This window comes from Rothia sp. LK2588 (genome assembly GCF_040946465.1).
GTDB lineage: Bacteria > Actinomycetota > Actinomycetes > Actinomycetales > Micrococcaceae > Rothia.
On the sequence record NZ_JAYWLS010000003.1, the window covers coordinates 280,246 to 298,525 of the forward strand.

The following is an 18,280-nucleotide window of genomic DNA, read 5'->3' on the forward strand; positions in this document are numbered from 1 at the left end:
CTTTCTCAGCAAAATGGGGATATATGTCGTTTCTTGTCCACTATATCGCGGTGGAGCGGTGTGGAAGGGGCTTACTTGGTATGTCCTTCAAACTTGAGTAACCCAAGCTAACATTTATAGGTAGGGACTCACATGACGGTGTCTTTCACCGTAGATTGTGATGAGAGTAGCGAAGAAAGAACCATCTTGATGACGACAGGAGGCAAGGGACTGTGACCCTCCGCAAAATCGCCGACAGCAACCAGATGGTCTTCATCCGCCACATAAAATGTAGCCCCTTGTTGTTCTTCTCGAGGCCAGCCAGAGGGGTTTAACCATGGCATGAGATGGGTCTTTAGATGCCAGTCGCTCTCATTTTGAATGATCAACAGTTTATTCATGGCGAGAAGTTCATCCGGAGATGGTAATTCAAGGTTCAAACGACCACGCAGAGCTTCTTTAGCGTGATCCTTCCAATCAGTGGTGGCGAGAATGTCTTCCGAAACACCGGCGACTTTGAGGAACCGCTTTGCGAAAGATTCGTAATACTGGGTGATATCCGTTTGAGGGTTCCACACGAACGCGCTCGCTCCTCTACCCACGCGGTGGGCATATTGGAGCGCGGCGAACCCACCAGCAGATCCGCCAACCATCAACAATTCTTTACCGAACCGCTCGTGTATACCGGTGAAGAAACGTGCTAGCTCACCCTGGAGGTCAGAGCCCATAGATCCTGCGTACCAGGCGATATTTACGTCGGCATGGGCATCAACTAACGGGTCAGACAGGGCAATAAAAGGTGTGCCGATTGCTTGTGAAATACCGTATCCGCTGAAGAACGGCGGTTGCTTAGTGGCACGGTCGGTTACGGCACCTGAGAAGAACACCGGGATCATAGTCTGTTCGTTTTGTAACGGCTGACCCTGTAAGTAGAACTCAACCGTGGACTCACCCACCTGGATAGTGTGCACACCGTTCACGTGTAGATCTGCCGTTAAGAACTCATCTACAGAAGACCACTGCGTGTGCATGGCGCTAATACGGGCATAATCCTTGCGGAGAGCTTGAGGTTTCTCGTCCTCGTTACTCGCCACCGACGTCTCGACTTCTGCGGGGTGTTCGCCCCGCAATTGTTCGAGTATCGACTCATAGACCGCCGGGGTGTAGTGGAAAGCTGCCACGCCCCACTGATGGGAGGAATATGCGTGGAGCTGGTCTATGGGCACATCGATGAACTGAAATCCCAGTTTTTCCAACACCGCAAAGTACCGGGGAAAGATTTCGTTGGCGTGCTCGGCCGTGAGATCCAAACTGGCCGGGGTGGGTTGACGATTCTCGGTGGTTGATGCCCACGGCACTCGCAGGACCCGGGTCTTCTCGAAAAGTCCAAGCAACTTTAATAGTAGGGAGAACTTAGTAACCGATTCTTCAAACAGATCTAGATGCTTGTCGGAGCCAAATGGTAGCAACTCAAAGTTTTTTGCTACGTGCTCAAGGTCAGTCCCCATCATGTCGATGCTTCGGGTAATAATTGAAGACTCGTCTCGTTTATAAACGCCGAACCTTTCGTCCGTGAGGTCGAGAAGTAGAAGATCAATAATGTCTTTGTTGTTCGGGATAACCCACCACGCGTTACCCAACCAGTCACCCTGCACCACTCGCTGCTGGAAGTTCGACTCCAACCGAAAACCCTCCGGCCAGGAATCAAAGGCATTACGAGCCATCGAAATCAGCGACTGGCGCGCCACATACCCCACGATCTCGAACTCGCCAGGGCGCGCCGCGGCGATCGTATCGCGAGATACACAGGAGCCATAGATAAAGGTGCGAATGGGTTTGCTCAACGGGGGATCCTTTCGGGGCAAAAGTTTCGCGTGCAAACACTACCAGCTACATTAGTAGCAACGACCCCCAGAATCTGCGCACTCCCCGAAAGTAGATCCGTGCCTCACAAACCAATCACCCAACTCCCTGCCGACATCCGCCGCGCGCTATGGCACCTCCGGGACGGCGGCGTCCCTCAACTGAGAGAACACCTGCGGCGCGAAAAAGCCGCCACACGTAGTTCCGGAACACCGGCCCTGCCTGCGGGAACAACATCCGCACCGTCGCGTCCTACCCATAAACCCCAGCGGCGAGGCCTCGCCATCGAAACCACCCGCCACGGCCGCCTGCACCTCGATTTCCCCGAACTCAACCCCGTCGAACGCGCACCCAGACACGCCGGCGTCCGCGTAGGCGTGATCCTCGACGACTTCTCGCTGGCCGCCTGGGGCAACGAATTCACCATCGTCGAACTCACCCCCACCGACTGGCCCAACCAGGTCACCGACCTAGACCTGATCTTCATCGAATCCGCCTGGAACGGCAACCACGGCGCCTGGCAATACCAGCTCACCGGCAACAACGCCCCCTCGCCCGCGCTGCGCGAGATGATCGCCCACTGCCGCGCGCAAAACATCCCCACCGTCTTCTGGAACAAAGAAGACCCGCCGCACTTTCACGACTTCCTCGCCACTGCCGCGCTCTTCGACACCGTCTTCACCTCGGACTCCAACAAAATCCCTGACTACCGCGAAGAACTCGGCCACGAGAACGTCTTTCCGCTAGCCTTCGCCGCCCAAGACGCAATACACAACCCCATCCGTCCGCAACACGGCTACCACGACCGCGACATCGCCTTCGCTGGCATGTACTTCGCCCACAAATTCCCCGAACGCCGCGAGCAGATGGAATTCCTGCTCGGCGCCGCCGAAGCCGTCTCACCCAAGATGGAACGCGGCCTCGAGATCTTCTCCCGCTTTCTCGGCGACGACGCCCGCTACCAGTTCCCCGGAACCCTCGGCGACCGCGTGGTCGGCTCCCTGAGCTACAACAAAATGCTCACCGCCTACAAGGCCTTTAAGGTCTTTCTCAACGTCAACTCGGTGGTGGACTCACCCTCGATGTGCGCCCGCCGCGTCTTCGAAATCACCGCCTCCGGCACGCCCGTGGTCACCACCCGCTCCGCCGCGATCCCCAACTACTTCACCGGCGACGAAGTGCCCGTCGTAGACACCCCCGAAGAAGCTCAGGGCGTGTTGCGCGGGTTGGTGCGCTCGCCCGAACTTAACTCCCGCACCGTGCACCTGGCCCAGCGCAAAATCTGGGAGGGGCACACCTACACCCACCGCGCCGAACAGGTGCTGACCGCCGCCGGAGTGCCCTTCACATCGCAAACCGCGCTGCCGAGCGTCTCGGCGTTGGTCTCCACGAACCGGCCGCACCAGCTCGAGAACGTGCTACAAACCGTGGCCGGTTTCAAAGGTGTAGACGTAGAACTCAACCTGCTCACCCACGGCTTCGAGGCGTCCGACGCCGAACTGCGCGCGCAGGCCGCCGAGCTGGGGCTAGAGAACCTGAACCTCCTCAACGCCTCCGCCGACGTGCCGCTGGGGGAGTGCCTCAACCGACTCGTGGGTGCCGCCAGTGGGGCGGTGCTCACCAAGATCGACGACGACGACCTCTACGGCCCCGACTATCTGCGCGACCTACTCTTCGCCCGCCGCTTCTCCGGGGCGGACGTCGTGGGCAAGCAGGCGCACTACATGCACCTGGAGGGCATGGGGCTGACCCTGCTCCGCAGCCCCGAACGCGAACACCGCTGGACCTCGTTCATCATGGGCCCGACCATCACCGGTTCGCGTGAGGTGTTCGAGGCCCACCCCTTCGGCTCCCTGGGGCGCGGGGAAGACACCGACTTTCTGCGCCGGGTCACCGCCTCGGGTGGTTCCATCTACTCAGCAGACCGCTTCAACTTCATGCAACTACGCTCGGCGGCGGGCGCCCACACCTGGGACGCCGGCGATCGGGAATTGCTGGGCACCGGCGTCGTTGCCTTCTACGGCCGGGGCGAGGAGAACGTGCTGGTCTGACGGTCGGCGGTTTGCACTGCCGCCTGATCCGTTGCCCGATCCGCGAACTCCCGAAAAACGCACGAATTCCCGATTAAAGCGCGAGTTCCCTGCGCAGAGCAGGGAACTCGAACAAAAATCGGGAACTCGCCGATCTGGCCGGCAGGCGCAGAGCCTACTTGGCGAGCTCAGCGATCTTGGCGGAGAACGCCTCGATGTCGCCGGGGTTGCGCGAGGTCACCACGGTGTAACCCTTGGAGTCGTCGACAACGACCTCGGAGTCTTCCCACTCGGCACCCGCGTTGCCGAGGTCGGTGCGGATGTTGGGGATGGAGGTCATCTTCACGCCGTCAACGATGTGCGCGTTGATGAACAGCCAGCCCGCGTGGCAGATGCCGGCCACGACCTTCTTCTGCTGGGTGAAGGCCTGTACGAGCGCCACGGCGTCTGAATTCATGCGCAGGTTGTCGGCGTTCAGGGTGCCGCCGGGAACCACCAGCACGTCGTAATCGTCTGCGGAAACCTCTGCCAGGGTGGCAGTTGCCTCGCCGGACTCACCGGGCTTCTCATCCAGAACCAGGGTCTTGATCTCGCCCTTTTCTTCGGCGGCGAAGGTGGTCTCAACGCCCGCTTCGGCCAGCAACTTGCCGGTCTTGAGGATCTCGTCGGTCTCCACACCGGAGTTGGTCGAAATAATCAGTGCTTTTGCCATGTCAAGCATCCTTTCTCAATACGCTCAGTATGCTTGCTATTAACTCTACACGAGACGCCCCCGCTCGGCACCACCCCGCCCTAGACCGCGCCATAACGCGCGAACGCCGCCCACCGACGTCCACGCCGGGTCGTCACCCCGCTTTGAGCTAGAATCAATACCGGCCCACATTGTTGTTACTGCACACCCAAGGAGTGCCTGCCAAATGGCCCGTATTGTAGTTGATGTCATGCTTAAGCCCGAGATTCTTGACCCTCAGGGCAAGGCAATCGCCAACGAACTGCCCCGCATCGGTCTGAACAATTTCACCGACGTTCGCCAGGGCAAGCGTTTTGAACTCACCGTGGAGGGCGAAGTCACCGACGCACTCCTGGAAGAGGCACGCCAGGCGGCAGAAGAACTCCTGTCGAACCCCGTGATCGAAGACGTAGTCAACGTTTCTGTACTGGAGGCGTAAATGGCTGAATCACTCGCTGCGAACGAAGTGCCCCTCGTCGGCGACTTCTCACAGGCGTCCACCAACAGCGCGCTCAAAGACGTACGCGTCGGCGTGGTCACCTTTCCCGGCACCCTCGACGATCGGGACGCCTCCCGCGCCGTGACGCTCGCCGGCGGCACCGCCGTGCCCCTCTGGCACGACGACGCCGACCTCAAGAACGTCGACGCCGTGGTGATCCCCGGCGGCTTTTCCTACGGCGACTACCTGCGCGCCGGCGCCATCGCCGCCAAGGCCCCCGTGATGACCGAGGTCATCGCCGCCGCCACCTCAGAGGCCGCCCTGCCCGTGCTGGGAATCTGCAACGGCTTCCAGATCCTCACCGAGTCGCACCTGCTGCCCGGTTCGATGATCAAGAACGACCACCGCAAGTTCATCTGCCGCGACCAGGTACTGCGCATCGAAAACAACCAGACCTCCTGGACCTCCGACTTCGACAAGTCCCAGGAGATCGTGGTGGTGCTCAAGAACCAAGACGGTCAGTACGTCGCCGACCAGAAGACCCTCGACATGCTCGAGGCAGAGAACCGCGTGGCCTTCCGCTACGTGGGCTTCAACCCCAACGGTTCGCGCAACGACATCGCCGGCATCACCAACGAGCGCGGCAACGTCGTGGGTCTCATGCCCCACCCCGAGCACGCCGTGGAGCCCGGCTTCGGCCCCAGCTCCTCGGGCTTCGGCGATGTCGAGTTGCGCGGCGGTGCAGACGGCATCGGCGTGTTCACCTCGTTGCTGAACTCCATCGTCAACGGCAAGTAACCGCCTGCTCGAACACAAAGGATTGACTAAACACATGAGTGATAAGCAGTTCAACCTGGACACCGTTGAGCACGCAGCGGCCACCCCAGACACCGAACTTCCCTGGGCAGAGCTCGGCCTGAAAGAAAACGAGTTCAACGACATTGTGAAGATCCTCGGCCGCCGTCCCACCGCGGCGGAGCTGGCCATGTACTCCGTGATGTGGTCCGAGCACTGCTCCTACAAGTCGTCGAAGATTCACCTCAAGCAGTTCGGTGAGAAGGTCACCGACGAGATGAAGAAAGACCTTATGGTCGGCATCGGCGAAAACGCTGGCGTGATCAACATCGGCAACGGCTGGGCCGTGACCTTCAAGATCGAGTCGCACAACCACCCCTCCTACGTAGAGCCCTACCAGGGTGCGGCAACCGGCGTGGGCGGCATCGTCCGCGACATCATCTCCATGGGCGCCCGCCCCGTGGCCGTCATGGACCCGCTGCGCTTCGGCGCCATCGACCACCCCGACACCGCCCGCGTGCTGCCCGGCGTGGTCTCGGGTATCGGCGGTTACGGCAACTCGCTGGGCCTGCCCAACATTGGCGGCGAGGTCGAATTCGACGAGTGCTACCAGGCTAACCCGCTGGTCAACGCCCTGGCCGTGGGCATCATGCGCCACGAAGACATCCGCCTGGCCAACGCCTCGGGCGTGGGCAACAAGGTCATCATGTTCGGCGCCCGCACCGGTGGCGACGGCATCGGCGGCGCGTCCGTGCTGGCTTCCGAATCGTTCGACGACTCCAAGCCCTCCAAGCGCCCCGCCGTGCAGGTGGGCGACCCCTTCGCCGAGAAGGTGCTCATCGAGTGCTGCCTCGAGCTGTTCAAGGGCGAGGTCATCGAGGGCATCCAGGACTTCGGCGCGGCAGGCATCTCCTGCGCGACCTCCGAAATGGCCTCCAACGGCGACGGCGGCATGCACGTCGACCTGACCAAGGTGCTGTTGCGCGACGAAACCCTCACCCCCGGTGAGATCCTCATGTCTGAGTCGCAAGAACGCATGATGGCGGTCGTGACCCCCGAGAACCTCTCCCGCTTCGAAGAGATCATGCACAAGTGGGACGTCGAGTACTCGATCCTCGGCGAGGTTACCGACACCGGCCGCCTGGTCATCGAGTGGGACGGCGAAGTCATCGTGGACGTCGACCCCAAGACCGTCGCCCACGACGGACCCACCTACGAGCGCCCCTACGCCCGCCCCGAGTGGCAGGACGAACTGCTGGCCAACCACTTCACCGGTTCTGCCGCAGACGACTCCCGCCCCACCGGCGAGGCGCTGGGCCAGGCCATCGTGGACTTCATGGGCTCAGCAAACATGTGCGACAAGTCCTGGATCACCAACCAGTACGACCGCTACGTGCAGGGCAACACCGCGCTCTCCATGCCGGATGACTCCGGCGTGATCCGCGTGGATGAAGAAACCGGCGCCGGCGTGGCCATCGCCACCGACTGCAACGCTCGCTTCACCTACCTCGACCCCTACGAAGGCGCGCGTGCCTCCCTGGCAGAGGCCTACCGCAACGTGGGAACCGTGGGCGCGCGTCCGGCAGCGGTCTCTGACTGCCTGAACTTTGGCTCGCCCGAAGACCCGGACGTCATGTGGCAGTTCGTCGAGGCCGTACGCGGCATCGCCGACGGTTGCAAGGAGCTCGGCGTGCCCGTGACCGGCGGTAACGTCTCGCTGTACAACCAGACCTCCGGCAAGGCCATCAACCCCACCCCGGTGGTCGCGATGCTCGGCGTGATGGACGACGTCACCCGCCGCACCCCGTCCGGTTGGCAGCCGACCCACGATGGTCAGGCGATCTACCTGCTCGGCACCACCGCCGACGAGTTGGACGGCTCCGAGTGGGCCCGCTACAAGGGTCACCTGGGCGGCCAGCCGCCGAAGGTGGATCTGGCCAAGGAGAAGGAACTGGCCGACATCCTGGTCAACATGAGCCGCGACGGCATGATCGACGCCGCCCACGACGTCTCCGCCGGTGGTCTGGCGGCCGCTCTCGCCGAGGCCTGCCTGCGCTTCAACGTCGGCGCCCGCGTGGGACTGGGCGAGGTCGCCGAGCGTGACGGCCTGGACATCTTCACCCTGCTCTTCTCGGAGTCGCTGGGTCGCGTGGTCGTTTCGGTGCCGCGTTCCGAGGAGGTCCGCTTCAAAGACATGTGCACCGCCCGCAACTTCCCCTACGCCCGCATCGGCGTGGTAGACGCGGCTTCCGGTGCGTTGGATATCCAGGGCGAGGCGTCCATCACGCTGGACACCCTGCGCGAGTCGTGGTCGGGCAAACTGGCCGCTCACTTCGGTGAGGTGGCCCAGGGCTAGCCCTTCCCCCGCTGATCCGCGAGTTCCCGATTTTTGTGCGAAATCCCTGCTGTGCGCAGGGAAATCGTGCAGAAATCGGGAACTCGGGTTTTTAAGAGTTAAATCCCTCGTGGAAGTCGGTCATCAGCCCGCGCGAGGTGGCCTTGCGGTTCTCCAAGCTCTCCTTCAGCGCCATGACGGACGCCCGGGTGAAGACGAACGGGGAACCGGCGGTTTCCAGCCCGCCCTCCTCGGCCCAGGAAAGCACCGTGTAATCGGAGACGCCCAGAAAGGCGGCGACTTCTGCCAGGGGCATGGTGTTGTTGTCAGTCATTGAAGCTCCTTCATCCTTGGTCTGATCGTCGAGTTCCCGATTTTTGTGCGAAATCCCGGCTACGCGCACGGAAAACGTGCAGAAATCGGGAATTCGCGGATCTTGTTAGAGGCAAGCGAGCAGGCGGCGGCGTACCTCCACCGACCGCTCGGCGAACGCCCGCTGCTGCCGCACGAACTCGGCCTTACCCTCCGGGTTTTCCACCTTAACGGGTTCGAAACCCCAGTTCCGCAGGTCGTACGGGGCCGCCTTCATATCCAGCTGCCGTACCTCCCAGGCCAGCTCGAAGGCATCCATCACCAGCTCGGAGGGCACCAGCGGCAACAGCTTGTACGCCCACTTGTAGACGTCCATGTTGGCGTGCATGCACGAGGGTTGCTCGAGGTGTCGTTGCTCCTCACGCGTCGGTTGGATCTCGTTCAGCGGCGCGGCCTGCGGCATAAAAAATCGGAAGGCGTCGAAGTGCGAACAGCGGATGCGGTTGTTCTCCACCACCGCGTCGGTGCCCGCCGCGCCCAGGCGCAGATCCAGGTACTCGTGGCGGATGTTGTTTTCCTCCGACTTATACGCCATCGCCCACTCGTGCAGGCCAAAACAGCCGAAGAACCCCGGCTTCTCGGCGGTGTTCGAGAGGATCTCGCGGGTGAAGTTCACCGCGGTCTCGCGCTTCTCCAGAAACGCGGCGACGTCTACCACCGCGGACACCGCCCGCAGCTTCTCGTCGCCCGCCCGCTCGGCGGGGAGGCCGGCGCTCAACAACTCGGCCTCGGTCGCGGGCCGGTAGAACTTGCGTTCGACCACCTCGGGTGCGTTCAACAGAATCACGCCCGCCCCGGGGTGCCAGCGCTTAAACTGCCCCGGCTTGAGGGTGTAGTAGGTGAACAGGAAGTCCTCGACCGGGTGCTTCTCGCCCCGGTTCCGCCGCTGCACGAACGGGTCGGCGAAGCGCGCCGCCCGCCGCTCGTGGGCGGCGGCCAGCTCGCGCCACTGTTCTGCCTCTAAAACTCGCATCCCACCATTCTATGGGTGCGGCGCCGGGTTAGCGGCCGGTGCCGCCGTAGACGGTGGCCTCGCCCTCGGCGTCCAGGCCGAAAGCGGTGTGGATGGCGCGCACGGCTTCATCCAGCTTGTCCAGCTCGGTGATGACCGAGATGCGGATCTCCGAGGTGGAGATCATCTGCACGTTCACGCCTGCGGAGGAGAGCGCGTCGAAGAACTTGAACGAGATGCCCGGGTTAGCCTTCATGCCCGCACCGACCAGGGACAGTTTGCCGATCTCGTCGGTGAAGGTGATGTCGGTGAAGCCGAGTTCTTCCTTCGCCAGCGAGATGGTGGCGACGGCCTTGTCGGTCTGATCCTGCGGCAGGGTGAAGGTGATGTCGGTGACGCCGGTGCGGTCGGTCGGCACGTTCTGCACGATCATGTCGATGTTGATGTTGGCCTCGTTCAGCAGGCCGAAGAGCTTGGCGGCGGAACCGGGAACGTCGGTCACACCCACCACGGTGACCTTAGCCTGGCTACGATCGTGCGCAACACCAGAAATGAGCGGCTGTTCCAAGGGGATCTCCTTACCATAAGTGGGTTTGAATTCTTCGGGATCGCTGGGGATAACGATCGTACCTTCCAGCTGCGAGAAGGACGAACGAACGTGAAGCTTCAGGTTGAAGCGACGGGCGTACTCCACCGAGCGAAGGTGAAGAATCTTCGACCCGTTGGCTGCCATCTCCAGCATCTCTTCACTGGTGATGGTATCGAGCTTGTGGGCGCTGGGCACCACGCGCGGGTCCGCGGTGAACACGCCGTCGACGTCTGAGTAAATCTCACAGACGTCCGCATTGAGGGCGGCGGCCAGCGCAACTGCGGTGGTGTCGGAACCACCGCGGCCCAGGGTGGTGATGTCGTGGGTTTGCCGGTTCATGCCCTGGAATCCGGCGACGATCGCCACGCAGCCTTCGTCGAGGGCTTCGCGAATGCGCTTGGGATCGACCTCCACGAGGCGGGCGGAGCCGTGCACGCCGTCGGTGATCATGCCGGCCTGCGAACCGGTGAACGACTTGGCCTCAACGCCCTCTTGGTCGTTGATGGCCATCGCCAGCACGGCCATCGAGATGCGCTCGCCGGCAGTCAGGAGCATGTCTAGCTCGCGGGAGGGGCCAGCTTGGGTGGTGACCTCGGCGGCGAGATCCAGGAGGTCGTCGGTGGTGTCGCCCATCGCGGAAACCACCACGACCACGTCGTTGCCGGCCCGGCGAGTGTCCGCAACGCGACGGGCAACGCGCTTGATGCCTTCGGCATCGGCAACGGAAGACCCACCGAACTTCTGGACAATTAGGCTCATCGAACTACTCCAGTTCTAACATCGTGGACACCCGGGGCAGGGTTCCCCGGTGGTTTCATGGTACGCGAGGGGGCGGGGTCGGAGCGAAACGCGTTCCATTAAGTGGTAATGCTACGTAGGTTACGGGTTTTTACGGGTGGGCAGTTTGGGCGGGGGTCTGTTGTGTAACGTTCCGTGGGGTTGTGGTTGTTTTTTGTGGTGTTTCTTCCTGGGGGGGGTCTTCCCGCGGCGGCCGGCCCGACAGTGATTCTTCGGTTCTGACCGTGAATTTGCGAACCAGTGGCCGTTCTGACCGCGAATTGTTCGAAATGACCGCCACTTTGCGGTTATTTCGCAGCTTTCACGGTCAGGAGCATCGAGGGGCGACCGCGAAAGTCCCTCCGCGACCATACATTTCTGGTCGTTAAGGGACTTTCGCGGTCGCAAACCCCGGGCCCCCGTACCTTAGCGGTCGCAAACCCCTGGCACTGCGCTCACCGGCGCGACCAGTCGTTCAAAAGCCACCGAGTCCAGAACCACAGAGCTACAAGAACCGCACCACTTCCACCCAATACTCCAAGGGCGCGCGGATGATCAGCTCCCCAGAGCGCACCCGCTACGTACCCTGTCATCAGACTGAGGTTCACGATCCATCTGAAAGCCGCCCAGGCGCGTCCTTGTGCATGACCTGGAACCCCCTTCATGATGGTTGAACAGACGCTAGCGTTGAAACATCCGTTGGCCGTACTGCCCAACAAGAACATGGCGACCAGTAAGTAGAACCCCGGTATGAAGACGTTGGTAGCACCAATCACGAGACCCATCGTGAGCGAAGAAAAAGACATCACCTGCAGGGGCGCCAGCCTAAATCTCCGACACAAAAAACCGCCCACGATGATCCCGGTTGCCCAACAAGCTGAGGTGATGCCGAAGCGTAGCGGGTCAAGACCGATGATGTTGACCAGTACAAAAACATTGGAAATATCGTCGAGGGAGGTCCCCAGAACAGTACCTATCAAAAGGAAAATACCGGACCATCCAAAAACCTCTTTGCGGTTGAGAATGTGCAGACCGTCGAAGAAACCCTTCGGTGCGGGCGACATGTCTGGGGAGAGCGCTTGCGGAGTGGAGACCAAAAAACCGGCACCAGCGAATAACACCAGAGTTAAGGCGTTGAACGACAACAATAACGACAACGCGTTGGCACCGATGCCGAGGCCGCCCAAAGCAACCCCCGCAATATCGGCGATACCCGCAATGCCCGTCAAGGTCCCCGCAGCGCGCTCGGAGTCAGTCGCGTAGTGCGTTACCAATTTGCGACTGGTCGTGCCTAAGAGGGCTGACATGGTGCTCACCAGCGCCGAAGCCCCCACAATAACCGGCCAGGTGGGCGCTAAAGCCATTACTCCATATGCTATCGCGCTCACTAGTAAAGACGTCGGCCACCACCAGGCTCGCGCAGTATGGTCAACGAGATGGCCGCCGACTAATCCCAGCAGGATCCCAGGAAGCAAATTTGCCATCAAAACCGAGGAAAGCGCCAGCGAAGAACCCGTTTGTGCAGCTAACAGGGTAAATCCAATGGCCGCCACGGACTGACCCAATGCCGAGAGGAAAATCCCCGCGAAGAGCAAGCGCCGGCTAATGGTAGATGAAAGTTTCATGGGGAGACTCTCTCTACAAGCGGCACTATGCCAGATCAGCCTTGGACGGCGCCTGCCTTACCGGCGCGAAATCGACCGGGGCGGCGCGTCCAGCGAGGTAGTCGGGCAGCCAGAGTTCCTCCCATTCGGGGGCCTCATTGTGCAGGACGGTCCCGGCGCGGCTCTCGAGTTGCGTCGCCAGCCAATAGTTGCCGCGGGCGTCCCGCTCGAGGTACCCGTACTCGACCAGCTCGCGGCGCAGGAACGCGAAGTCGCTCCACAGCGCACCCAGGATCTCGTTGACCTCGGGCTCGGTATAGGTGCGCCCGGGGATGAAGAAATTGACCAAAAAGAGCAGGGCGTGGGCGCGCGAACGACGCTTAGCGGGCCAGGTCGTGAATCGGGCGCCGTCGGAGAATCGCTGAACCACGGTGCGGTGCTCGGCCAGCGCTGACTCGGTGCGGGCGGCGAACTCCGCTCGGCGCTCGGCGATGAGGTCGGCCCGGGCGGAGGTAAAGTTCTGACCAGTTTCGGCCATGCGGGCGCGGATGAGGGCCTTGAAATTGCTGTGGGCAGTCATAAGTACGTCGACTTTCTCGCATCCTAGCCTGCGGTTTCGAAGTCGGAAACTTACGTGGAGCCTGTGCCGGCCCGTGTACCCGAGAAGTCTGTTCCCTTCCCGCCTGGCCCGGTTGCTAGGACGCCGGGGTCGCGGTAGGCGGTGGGTGCGCCTTGGATGCCATGATAGCAGGCGGGGCACCGGGTTCCGAGGTTGCGACCGTCGAAGTCCCTCCGCGACCGTACGTTTCCGGTCATTGAGGGACTTCTGCGGTTGCAAGCGCGCTTGGCGCGGACTCACTTAGTCGCGAGCGGTCGCCCCTCGAGGCTCCTGACCGCGAAAACTGCGAAATGACCGCAAAGTGGCGGTCATTTCGAACAATTCGCGGTCGGAACCCTTCCGTTTCAAAATTTCGCGGTCATGACCGGCGGAAGCACGGGGCGTTCTCTCGCAGCGGTTGGGCGGGAGTAGTTTACCCGCAGCCTAGACCGTAGCGGAGTTAGGTCCAGGGGTTCACGTAGCGGCGGCCCGGGATCGGCGGGACGTCCGGCTTCGGGGTGCGCAGCGGCGTCTGACGTAGCTCCTCGAGGCGCTGTTCGTAGGACGCCCGCCGCTCCGCGCGCTCGCGATCGGCGGCTTCATCGGCGGTTTCGTCGGCACGTTCGGATTCGAGGGTTTCATCGGTGGAGAAGTCGCCAGGTTCATCAGCGGCATCGTCGGCGGATTCACCGGTTAACCCGGCGGCCTCGACCTCCTCGGCGAGTTGCTCGTCGGCGGGCTCACCGGTCACGGTGGTCTCGGCGTCGGCCTTGGCATCGGTCTCCACGGCGGGGGCCTCAGCATCTTCACCCGAACCCGATTCAGTCTCAGAACCGACACCGGCCTGCGCCTCCAGCGTTTGCTCGATCAGCGGCTCGTTCAGGGTACCTTGTTCGGCCTCACCCGAGCCCGCTACACCCGAGCCCTCGGCACCCGAGCCAGAACCGGCGTCCGGGCTGTCGTCCAGATCGTCGAACATCGAACCCGTCCAGCGCTTCTTTGACTCGGCCACCTGCGCCTCATGCCGTTGTTGCTCGGCGGCGCGGGCCGACTCGTCCGCCTCGACGGCCTCCTCGAAATCCTCCGCCGGGTTCGACTCAACCCCGCGGTTGCCCTCCGAAATCACGCGGCGGCCCTCCAGCGCGCGTCCTAGGGTGATCTCGTCGGCGTATTCGAGGTCGCCGCCCACGGGCAGGCCCGAGGCCAGGCGCGAGACGCGGATTCCCAGCGGCACCAGCAGACGCGAAATGTAGGTTGCGGTTGCCTCACCCTCCAGGTTGGGGTCCATAGCCAGGATGATCTCGTTGATGCGTTCATCCGAGAGACGAGCTACCAGCTCGCGGATGCGCAACTGTTCCGGGCCCATGCCGGCCAGCGGGTTAATGGCTCCACCCAACACGTGGTAGCGGCCGGTGAACGCGCGGGTACGCTCGACCGCCACGACGTCCTTGGACTCCTCAACCACACACAGCGCCGAGGGGTCGCGGCGGTCGTCGCGGCAGATCGCGCAGAGCTTGGTCTCCGAGACGTTGCCGCAGACCTCGCAGAAACTCACGGTTTTCTTCACCGTGGCGATCGCCGAGGTCAGCTTCTCCATCTCCATCGAGTCGGCGTTCAGGATGTAGAACGCGATGCGCTGCGCAGACTTCGGCCCCACGCCCGGCAAACGACCGAGCTCGTCGATGAGGTTCTGAACCGCGGCATCGTACATGCGTTCCTCCTAAAAGTTTCGGGTGCACGGGCCTACTGTCCGTGCAGTTTCTCCTCGATCACCACACCGCCGAGAATCTTCTCGACCGCTCGCTGACCGATCAGCACCGCCGACTCCAACGCCTCGTCGTCGTCTGAGGCGGTGAACTCCTCCGGGGCCTGTCCCGCGGCCGGGCCGCGCTGATTCTGCTGGACGGCACGCTGACCACCCTCGATCTGCGCGGCGAAGCGCTCGCGGAAACCGCGGCGACCTCCCGGACGCTGCCCTGCGTTTCGCTCGTGGGCAGGGTTGGTCTCACCGGGGTTCGTCCCGCCAGAAACCTCAGCTCTGCCGGACGCCCCCTCGTGGCCGGGCGCCCCAGAGCCGGGCTGCTCACCCTGGGGTTCGCCAGGGGCCAGCGGTGCCCGGCCGAGCGGGGGAGTGCCGCCGGCAAGTGGTGGAACCCCTTCGCTCATCTCGTTGTACTGGGCCCCGCCGTTCGGGGCCTGGCTAAAATCCTGTGAACGCTCCTCGGTGGCGGAACCGCGCGGGTTTCCGGGGTCGGCCTCTACCTCCCCGGCGCTAGGGTCGGGGTCGGGAATGTTGGAATGCTCGGGGTCCGCGGGCTCCACCGACCCGTCGGCGATCCCCGTGTTGGGCGTGTAGCCCTCGGGAACGTGAGCCGCCTCGTCCTGATCGGCGGGCTGGTCGTTTGGGGCGTGCGGCACGTCGGCGGAATCAGGGCCGTTGGGCTGATTCGGCTCACCCTCGTTCGGGGGCGAGGACTGGCCGGAGCGGTCGGCGTCGGTCTCTTTGGCGTCCTCTGCGTCCGGAGCGGCCGAGATGTCGGGGCGACGCCAGCGTCCGGAGGAAGGGTGGTTCTCCCGCGCGGCTTCTTCCTCCGGGCTGTGGTGCCCGGCCTCTCCCTCGATCACGCGCAACTGCGGCCCGGTCTCGGGGTTGGGGTCGTCGTAGGGAGGTTCGTCCTGCGGGGGTTCCTCGGGTAGCGGGGCGTCGTCATTGGGGATCGAGGCGACCTCCCAATCGGTGACCGGGTTGTTCCAGTCTTCGGTGCTCCACTGCGGGGCTTCGTTGGTGCGCGGCTGGCCGTGGGCGCGCCATGCCTCCTCACCTCCCCGCGGGCCCTCGGCGATCGGGGCCGAAGCGCCGCCCTGCTGGGGCCGCTGAGAGGACTGTTGAGGAGCCTGTTGCGACTGTTCCGAAGAGGTCGGCTGCGGTCGCGACGCCGGTTGCTGCTCGTGGGGCGGCGTCTGCTTCGGCGCTCCCTGCGGGCCGCGCGACGGGTTGCCGCTCTTATCGACCTCGGCGTGAATGTCCACCTCGAGCTGGAGCACCTCGTGCAATGCGGTCTTCAACTCGGCGATGTGATCCTTCACCCGGCGCAGGGTCGTGATGTCGGCGCGGATATACAGCGCACCTCCCTCAAACTTCGAGGGGGTACACCGCGCGAACCACGTGCGCGCCTGCGGCGACTGCACATGGCCCACGACCTCTTGCCACGCGTTAGCCACCATCTGCACGGTGTTGTTCCCGCGCGGTCGGTTGCCCTGGCCGCCTTGGTTGCCTGGGCTGCCCTGGGAACCCGACGGGCTCTGCACCGGCCCGCGCGACCCCGTCTCTTGCGCCGGGGTCTGAGTGGCACCGGCCTGCTGCTCCCGGCGCAGATTTGCCAGGGGAGCGGTTTGAGGTTGTGCGGGCTCCGGGGCCTGGCCCGGGTGCTGGGGTTGCACCGCGCGATCAGGTTGAGTGCGATCCGGCTGGGTGCGGTCTGTCTGCGCACGGTCCTGCTGAGGAGCCACGCGGTCCTGAGGTTGGCTCGGTCGGGGTCGCCGGGACGGCCGCTCACCGGCGTCCTGCCCGGAACCGGCGGCAGAACCCTGCCCGCCGCTCACACCCTGACCGGCACCGGCAGCCGCGGGGAAGTCCCCGTTGGCCACTCGGCGCTCGAGCCGATCCAGGCGCGCGCCGACCCCGCCGATCGTCTTTTCGGACGCCGGGAGCAGGATGCGTGCGCACAGCAACTCGAGGTGTAGTTGCGGGGACGTCGCCCCGCTCATCTCGTTGAGCGCCGAGTTCGTGGTATCGGCCGCGCGGGAGAGCTCGGCGTGACCGAACATCTCGGCCTGCTCACGCAAGCGGGTGAGCTGATCTTGGCTCATGCCACGCAGAATCGCCTGGGCGGAATCCGGCACGGCCTGCACGATGATGAGGTCACGGAAACGTTCGAGCAGATCTTCCACGAAACGGCGTGGATCTTGCCCGGTCTGCACCACCCGGTCTACCGCGGCGAAAACCTCTGCAGCATTGCCTGAGGCGAAGGCCGAGACGACCTCGTCGAGCAGTTCCCCGTGGGTGAACCCCAACAGGGCCACGGCGAGATCATAGGTAATCCCGCGGTCATCGGACCCGGCCATGAGCTGATCGAGGATCGACAGCGAATCACGCACCGACCCGCCGCCGGCACGAACCACCAGCGGCAGCACGCCGTCTTCAACCTGCACGCCCTCTTCGTCGCAGAGCTTTTGCAGGTAGGCGAGCAGAGTCTCGGGCGGAACCAGACGGAACGGGTAGTGGTGGGTACGCGAACGGATCGTGCCGAGCACCTTGTTCGGCTCGGTCGTGGCGAAGATGAACTTGATGTGTTCCGGGGGTTCTTCGACGATCTTCAGTAGCGCGTTGAAACCCTCACGGGTGACCATGTGCGCCTCGTCGATGATGAAGATTTTGTAGCGGTCACGCACCGGGGCGAAGGTGGCGCGTTCGCGCAGGTCGCGGGCGTGGTCCACACCGCCGTGGGACGCGGCGTCCATCTCGATGACGTCCAGCGAGCCGCCGCCGTCGCGGGAGAGCTCCCGGCAGGAATCACACTTTCCACAGGGGGTGGGGGTGGGGCCTTCCACACAGTTCAGGCAACGCGCCAGGATGCGCGCGGAGGTGGTCTTGCCGCAACCGCGCGGGCCGGAGAACAGATAGGCATGGTTGACGCGATCGTTGGCGAGCGCAGTCATCAGCGGCTCGGTCACGTGCTCCTGGCCGATGACGTCGGCGAAGGATTCCGGGCGATAGCGACGATAAAGTGCGGTACTCACAGCTCAACCCTATACGTTCGTGTGGTGGATAAAGAATCTGTGTTCAGTCTACTGAGGGGGACTGACAATATAAGCCGATTTTTCTGCTGGCGAGAGGTTTAACGGGGTGTGTGTTGGGGGAATTTTGGGCATGAAAAGACCCCTTACGCACCCGTCAGAGCCCAGATACCCTTGCTGCCTTCCGGCCCTGGGGGAGTTCTCCAAGATAACGCCACGTAAGGGGCTTCTAAGAGTGTACCCGATTCGTTCGGGATGTGAAAACTGGGGGGTGGGTGCCGGGGTCTCCTCGCCGAGAGGCCGGTTCACTGCTGAGAGGCCGTCCTGCATACGGCCTTTCGACGCTGGGGCGGCCTTTCGGCGAAATATAGGCGGAGAAAACGTAGCGATCCCAGGGCACACAAAAACCCCGCATCATCT

13 protein-coding genes and 1 other RNA gene are annotated in these 18,280 nt (G+C 63.0%); 4 read left to right on the forward strand and 10 right to left on the reverse strand.

Annotation, left to right across the window (positions count from 1 at the left end):
• Positions 1 to 128 precede the first annotated feature (128 nt).
• Positions 129 to 1,823 carry a DUF6270 domain-containing protein gene (locus VVR12_RS08310; protein ID WP_368550730.1) on the reverse strand — a complete coding sequence of 565 codons (1,695 nt, stop codon included), beginning with the start codon at positions 1,821 to 1,823 and terminating at the stop codon, positions 129 to 131.
• A gap of 99 nt (positions 1,824 to 1,922) precedes the next feature.
• Here VVR12_RS08310 and VVR12_RS08315 point away from each other — a divergent pair, with 99 nt between their 5' ends.
• The gene (locus VVR12_RS08315; protein WP_368550731.1) at positions 1,923 to 3,893 is read left to right on the forward strand and encodes a glycosyltransferase; all 1,971 of its coding nucleotides are present in this window, start codon (positions 1,923 to 1,925) and stop codon (positions 3,891 to 3,893) included.
• A 154-nt stretch (positions 3,894 to 4,047) separates the two neighbouring features.
• Here VVR12_RS08315 and VVR12_RS08320 read toward each other — a convergent pair whose 3' ends face one another.
• Positions 4,048 to 4,584 carry a DJ-1/PfpI family protein gene (locus VVR12_RS08320; RefSeq protein WP_368550732.1) on the reverse strand — a complete coding sequence of 179 codons (537 nt, stop codon included), beginning with the start codon at positions 4,582 to 4,584 and terminating at the stop codon, positions 4,048 to 4,050.
• A gap of 205 nt (positions 4,585 to 4,789) precedes the next feature.
• Here VVR12_RS08320 and purS point away from each other — a divergent pair, with 205 nt between their 5' ends.
• The 3 genes from purS to purL are packed head-to-tail and all read left to right on the forward strand — an operon-like array spanning position 4,790 to position 8,192.
• A complete protein-coding gene (gene purS / locus VVR12_RS08325; RefSeq protein WP_368550733.1) occupies positions 4,790 to 5,041 on the forward strand; it encodes a phosphoribosylformylglycinamidine synthase subunit PurS in 252 nt (83 codons plus the stop codon).
• The gene (gene purQ, locus VVR12_RS08330; protein ID WP_368550734.1) at positions 5,042 to 5,839 is read left to right on the forward strand and encodes a phosphoribosylformylglycinamidine synthase subunit PurQ; all 798 of its coding nucleotides are present in this window, start codon (positions 5,042 to 5,044) and stop codon (positions 5,837 to 5,839) included.
• Between the two features lie 34 nt (positions 5,840 to 5,873).
• The gene (gene purL, locus VVR12_RS08335) at positions 5,874 to 8,192 is read left to right on the forward strand and encodes a phosphoribosylformylglycinamidine synthase subunit PurL (RefSeq protein WP_368550735.1); all 2,319 of its coding nucleotides are present in this window, start codon (positions 5,874 to 5,876) and stop codon (positions 8,190 to 8,192) included.
• A gap of 91 nt (positions 8,193 to 8,283) precedes the next feature.
• Here purL and VVR12_RS08340 read toward each other — a convergent pair whose 3' ends face one another.
• The 8 genes from VVR12_RS08340 to ffs all read right to left on the reverse strand — a co-directional run bounded on the left by VVR12_RS08340 (position 8,284) and on the right by ffs (position 18,091).
• Positions 8,284 to 8,505 carry a helix-turn-helix domain-containing protein gene (locus VVR12_RS08340; protein ID WP_368550736.1) on the reverse strand — a complete coding sequence of 74 codons (222 nt, stop codon included), beginning with the start codon at positions 8,503 to 8,505 and terminating at the stop codon, positions 8,284 to 8,286.
• Positions 8,506 to 8,610: 105 nt separating this feature from the next.
• A complete protein-coding gene (locus tag VVR12_RS08345) occupies positions 8,611 to 9,516 on the reverse strand; it encodes a 3-methyladenine DNA glycosylase (protein ID WP_368550737.1) in 906 nt (301 codons plus the stop codon).
• A gap of 28 nt (positions 9,517 to 9,544) precedes the next feature.
• Positions 9,545 to 10,843 (reverse strand): aspartate kinase, encoded by a 1,299-nt coding sequence (locus VVR12_RS08350; RefSeq protein WP_368550738.1) that lies wholly within the window; start codon positions 10,841 to 10,843, stop codon positions 9,545 to 9,547.
• 473 nt (positions 10,844 to 11,316) lie between these two features.
• A complete protein-coding gene (locus tag VVR12_RS08355) occupies positions 11,317 to 12,486 on the reverse strand; it encodes an MFS transporter (RefSeq protein WP_368550739.1) in 1,170 nt (389 codons plus the stop codon).
• Between the two features lie 25 nt (positions 12,487 to 12,511).
• Complete coding sequence (locus tag VVR12_RS08360) at positions 12,512 to 13,045, reverse strand: DUF2087 domain-containing protein (protein ID WP_368550740.1); 534 nt, start codon at positions 13,043 to 13,045, stop codon at positions 12,512 to 12,514.
• A 478-nt stretch (positions 13,046 to 13,523) separates the two neighbouring features.
• Positions 13,524 to 14,774 (reverse strand): recombination mediator RecR, encoded by a 1,251-nt coding sequence (gene recR / locus VVR12_RS08365; protein WP_368550741.1) that lies wholly within the window; start codon positions 14,772 to 14,774, stop codon positions 13,524 to 13,526.
• Between the two features lie 32 nt (positions 14,775 to 14,806).
• Positions 14,807 to 17,863, reverse strand: a complete 3,057-nt coding sequence (locus VVR12_RS08370) for a DNA polymerase III subunit gamma and tau (protein WP_368550742.1) — start codon at positions 17,861 to 17,863, stop codon at positions 14,807 to 14,809.
• 131 nt (positions 17,864 to 17,994) lie between these two features.
• Positions 17,995 to 18,091: signal recognition particle sRNA small type (gene ffs, locus VVR12_RS08375), an RNA gene on the reverse strand.
• Positions 18,092 to 18,280: the final 189 nt, after the last annotated feature.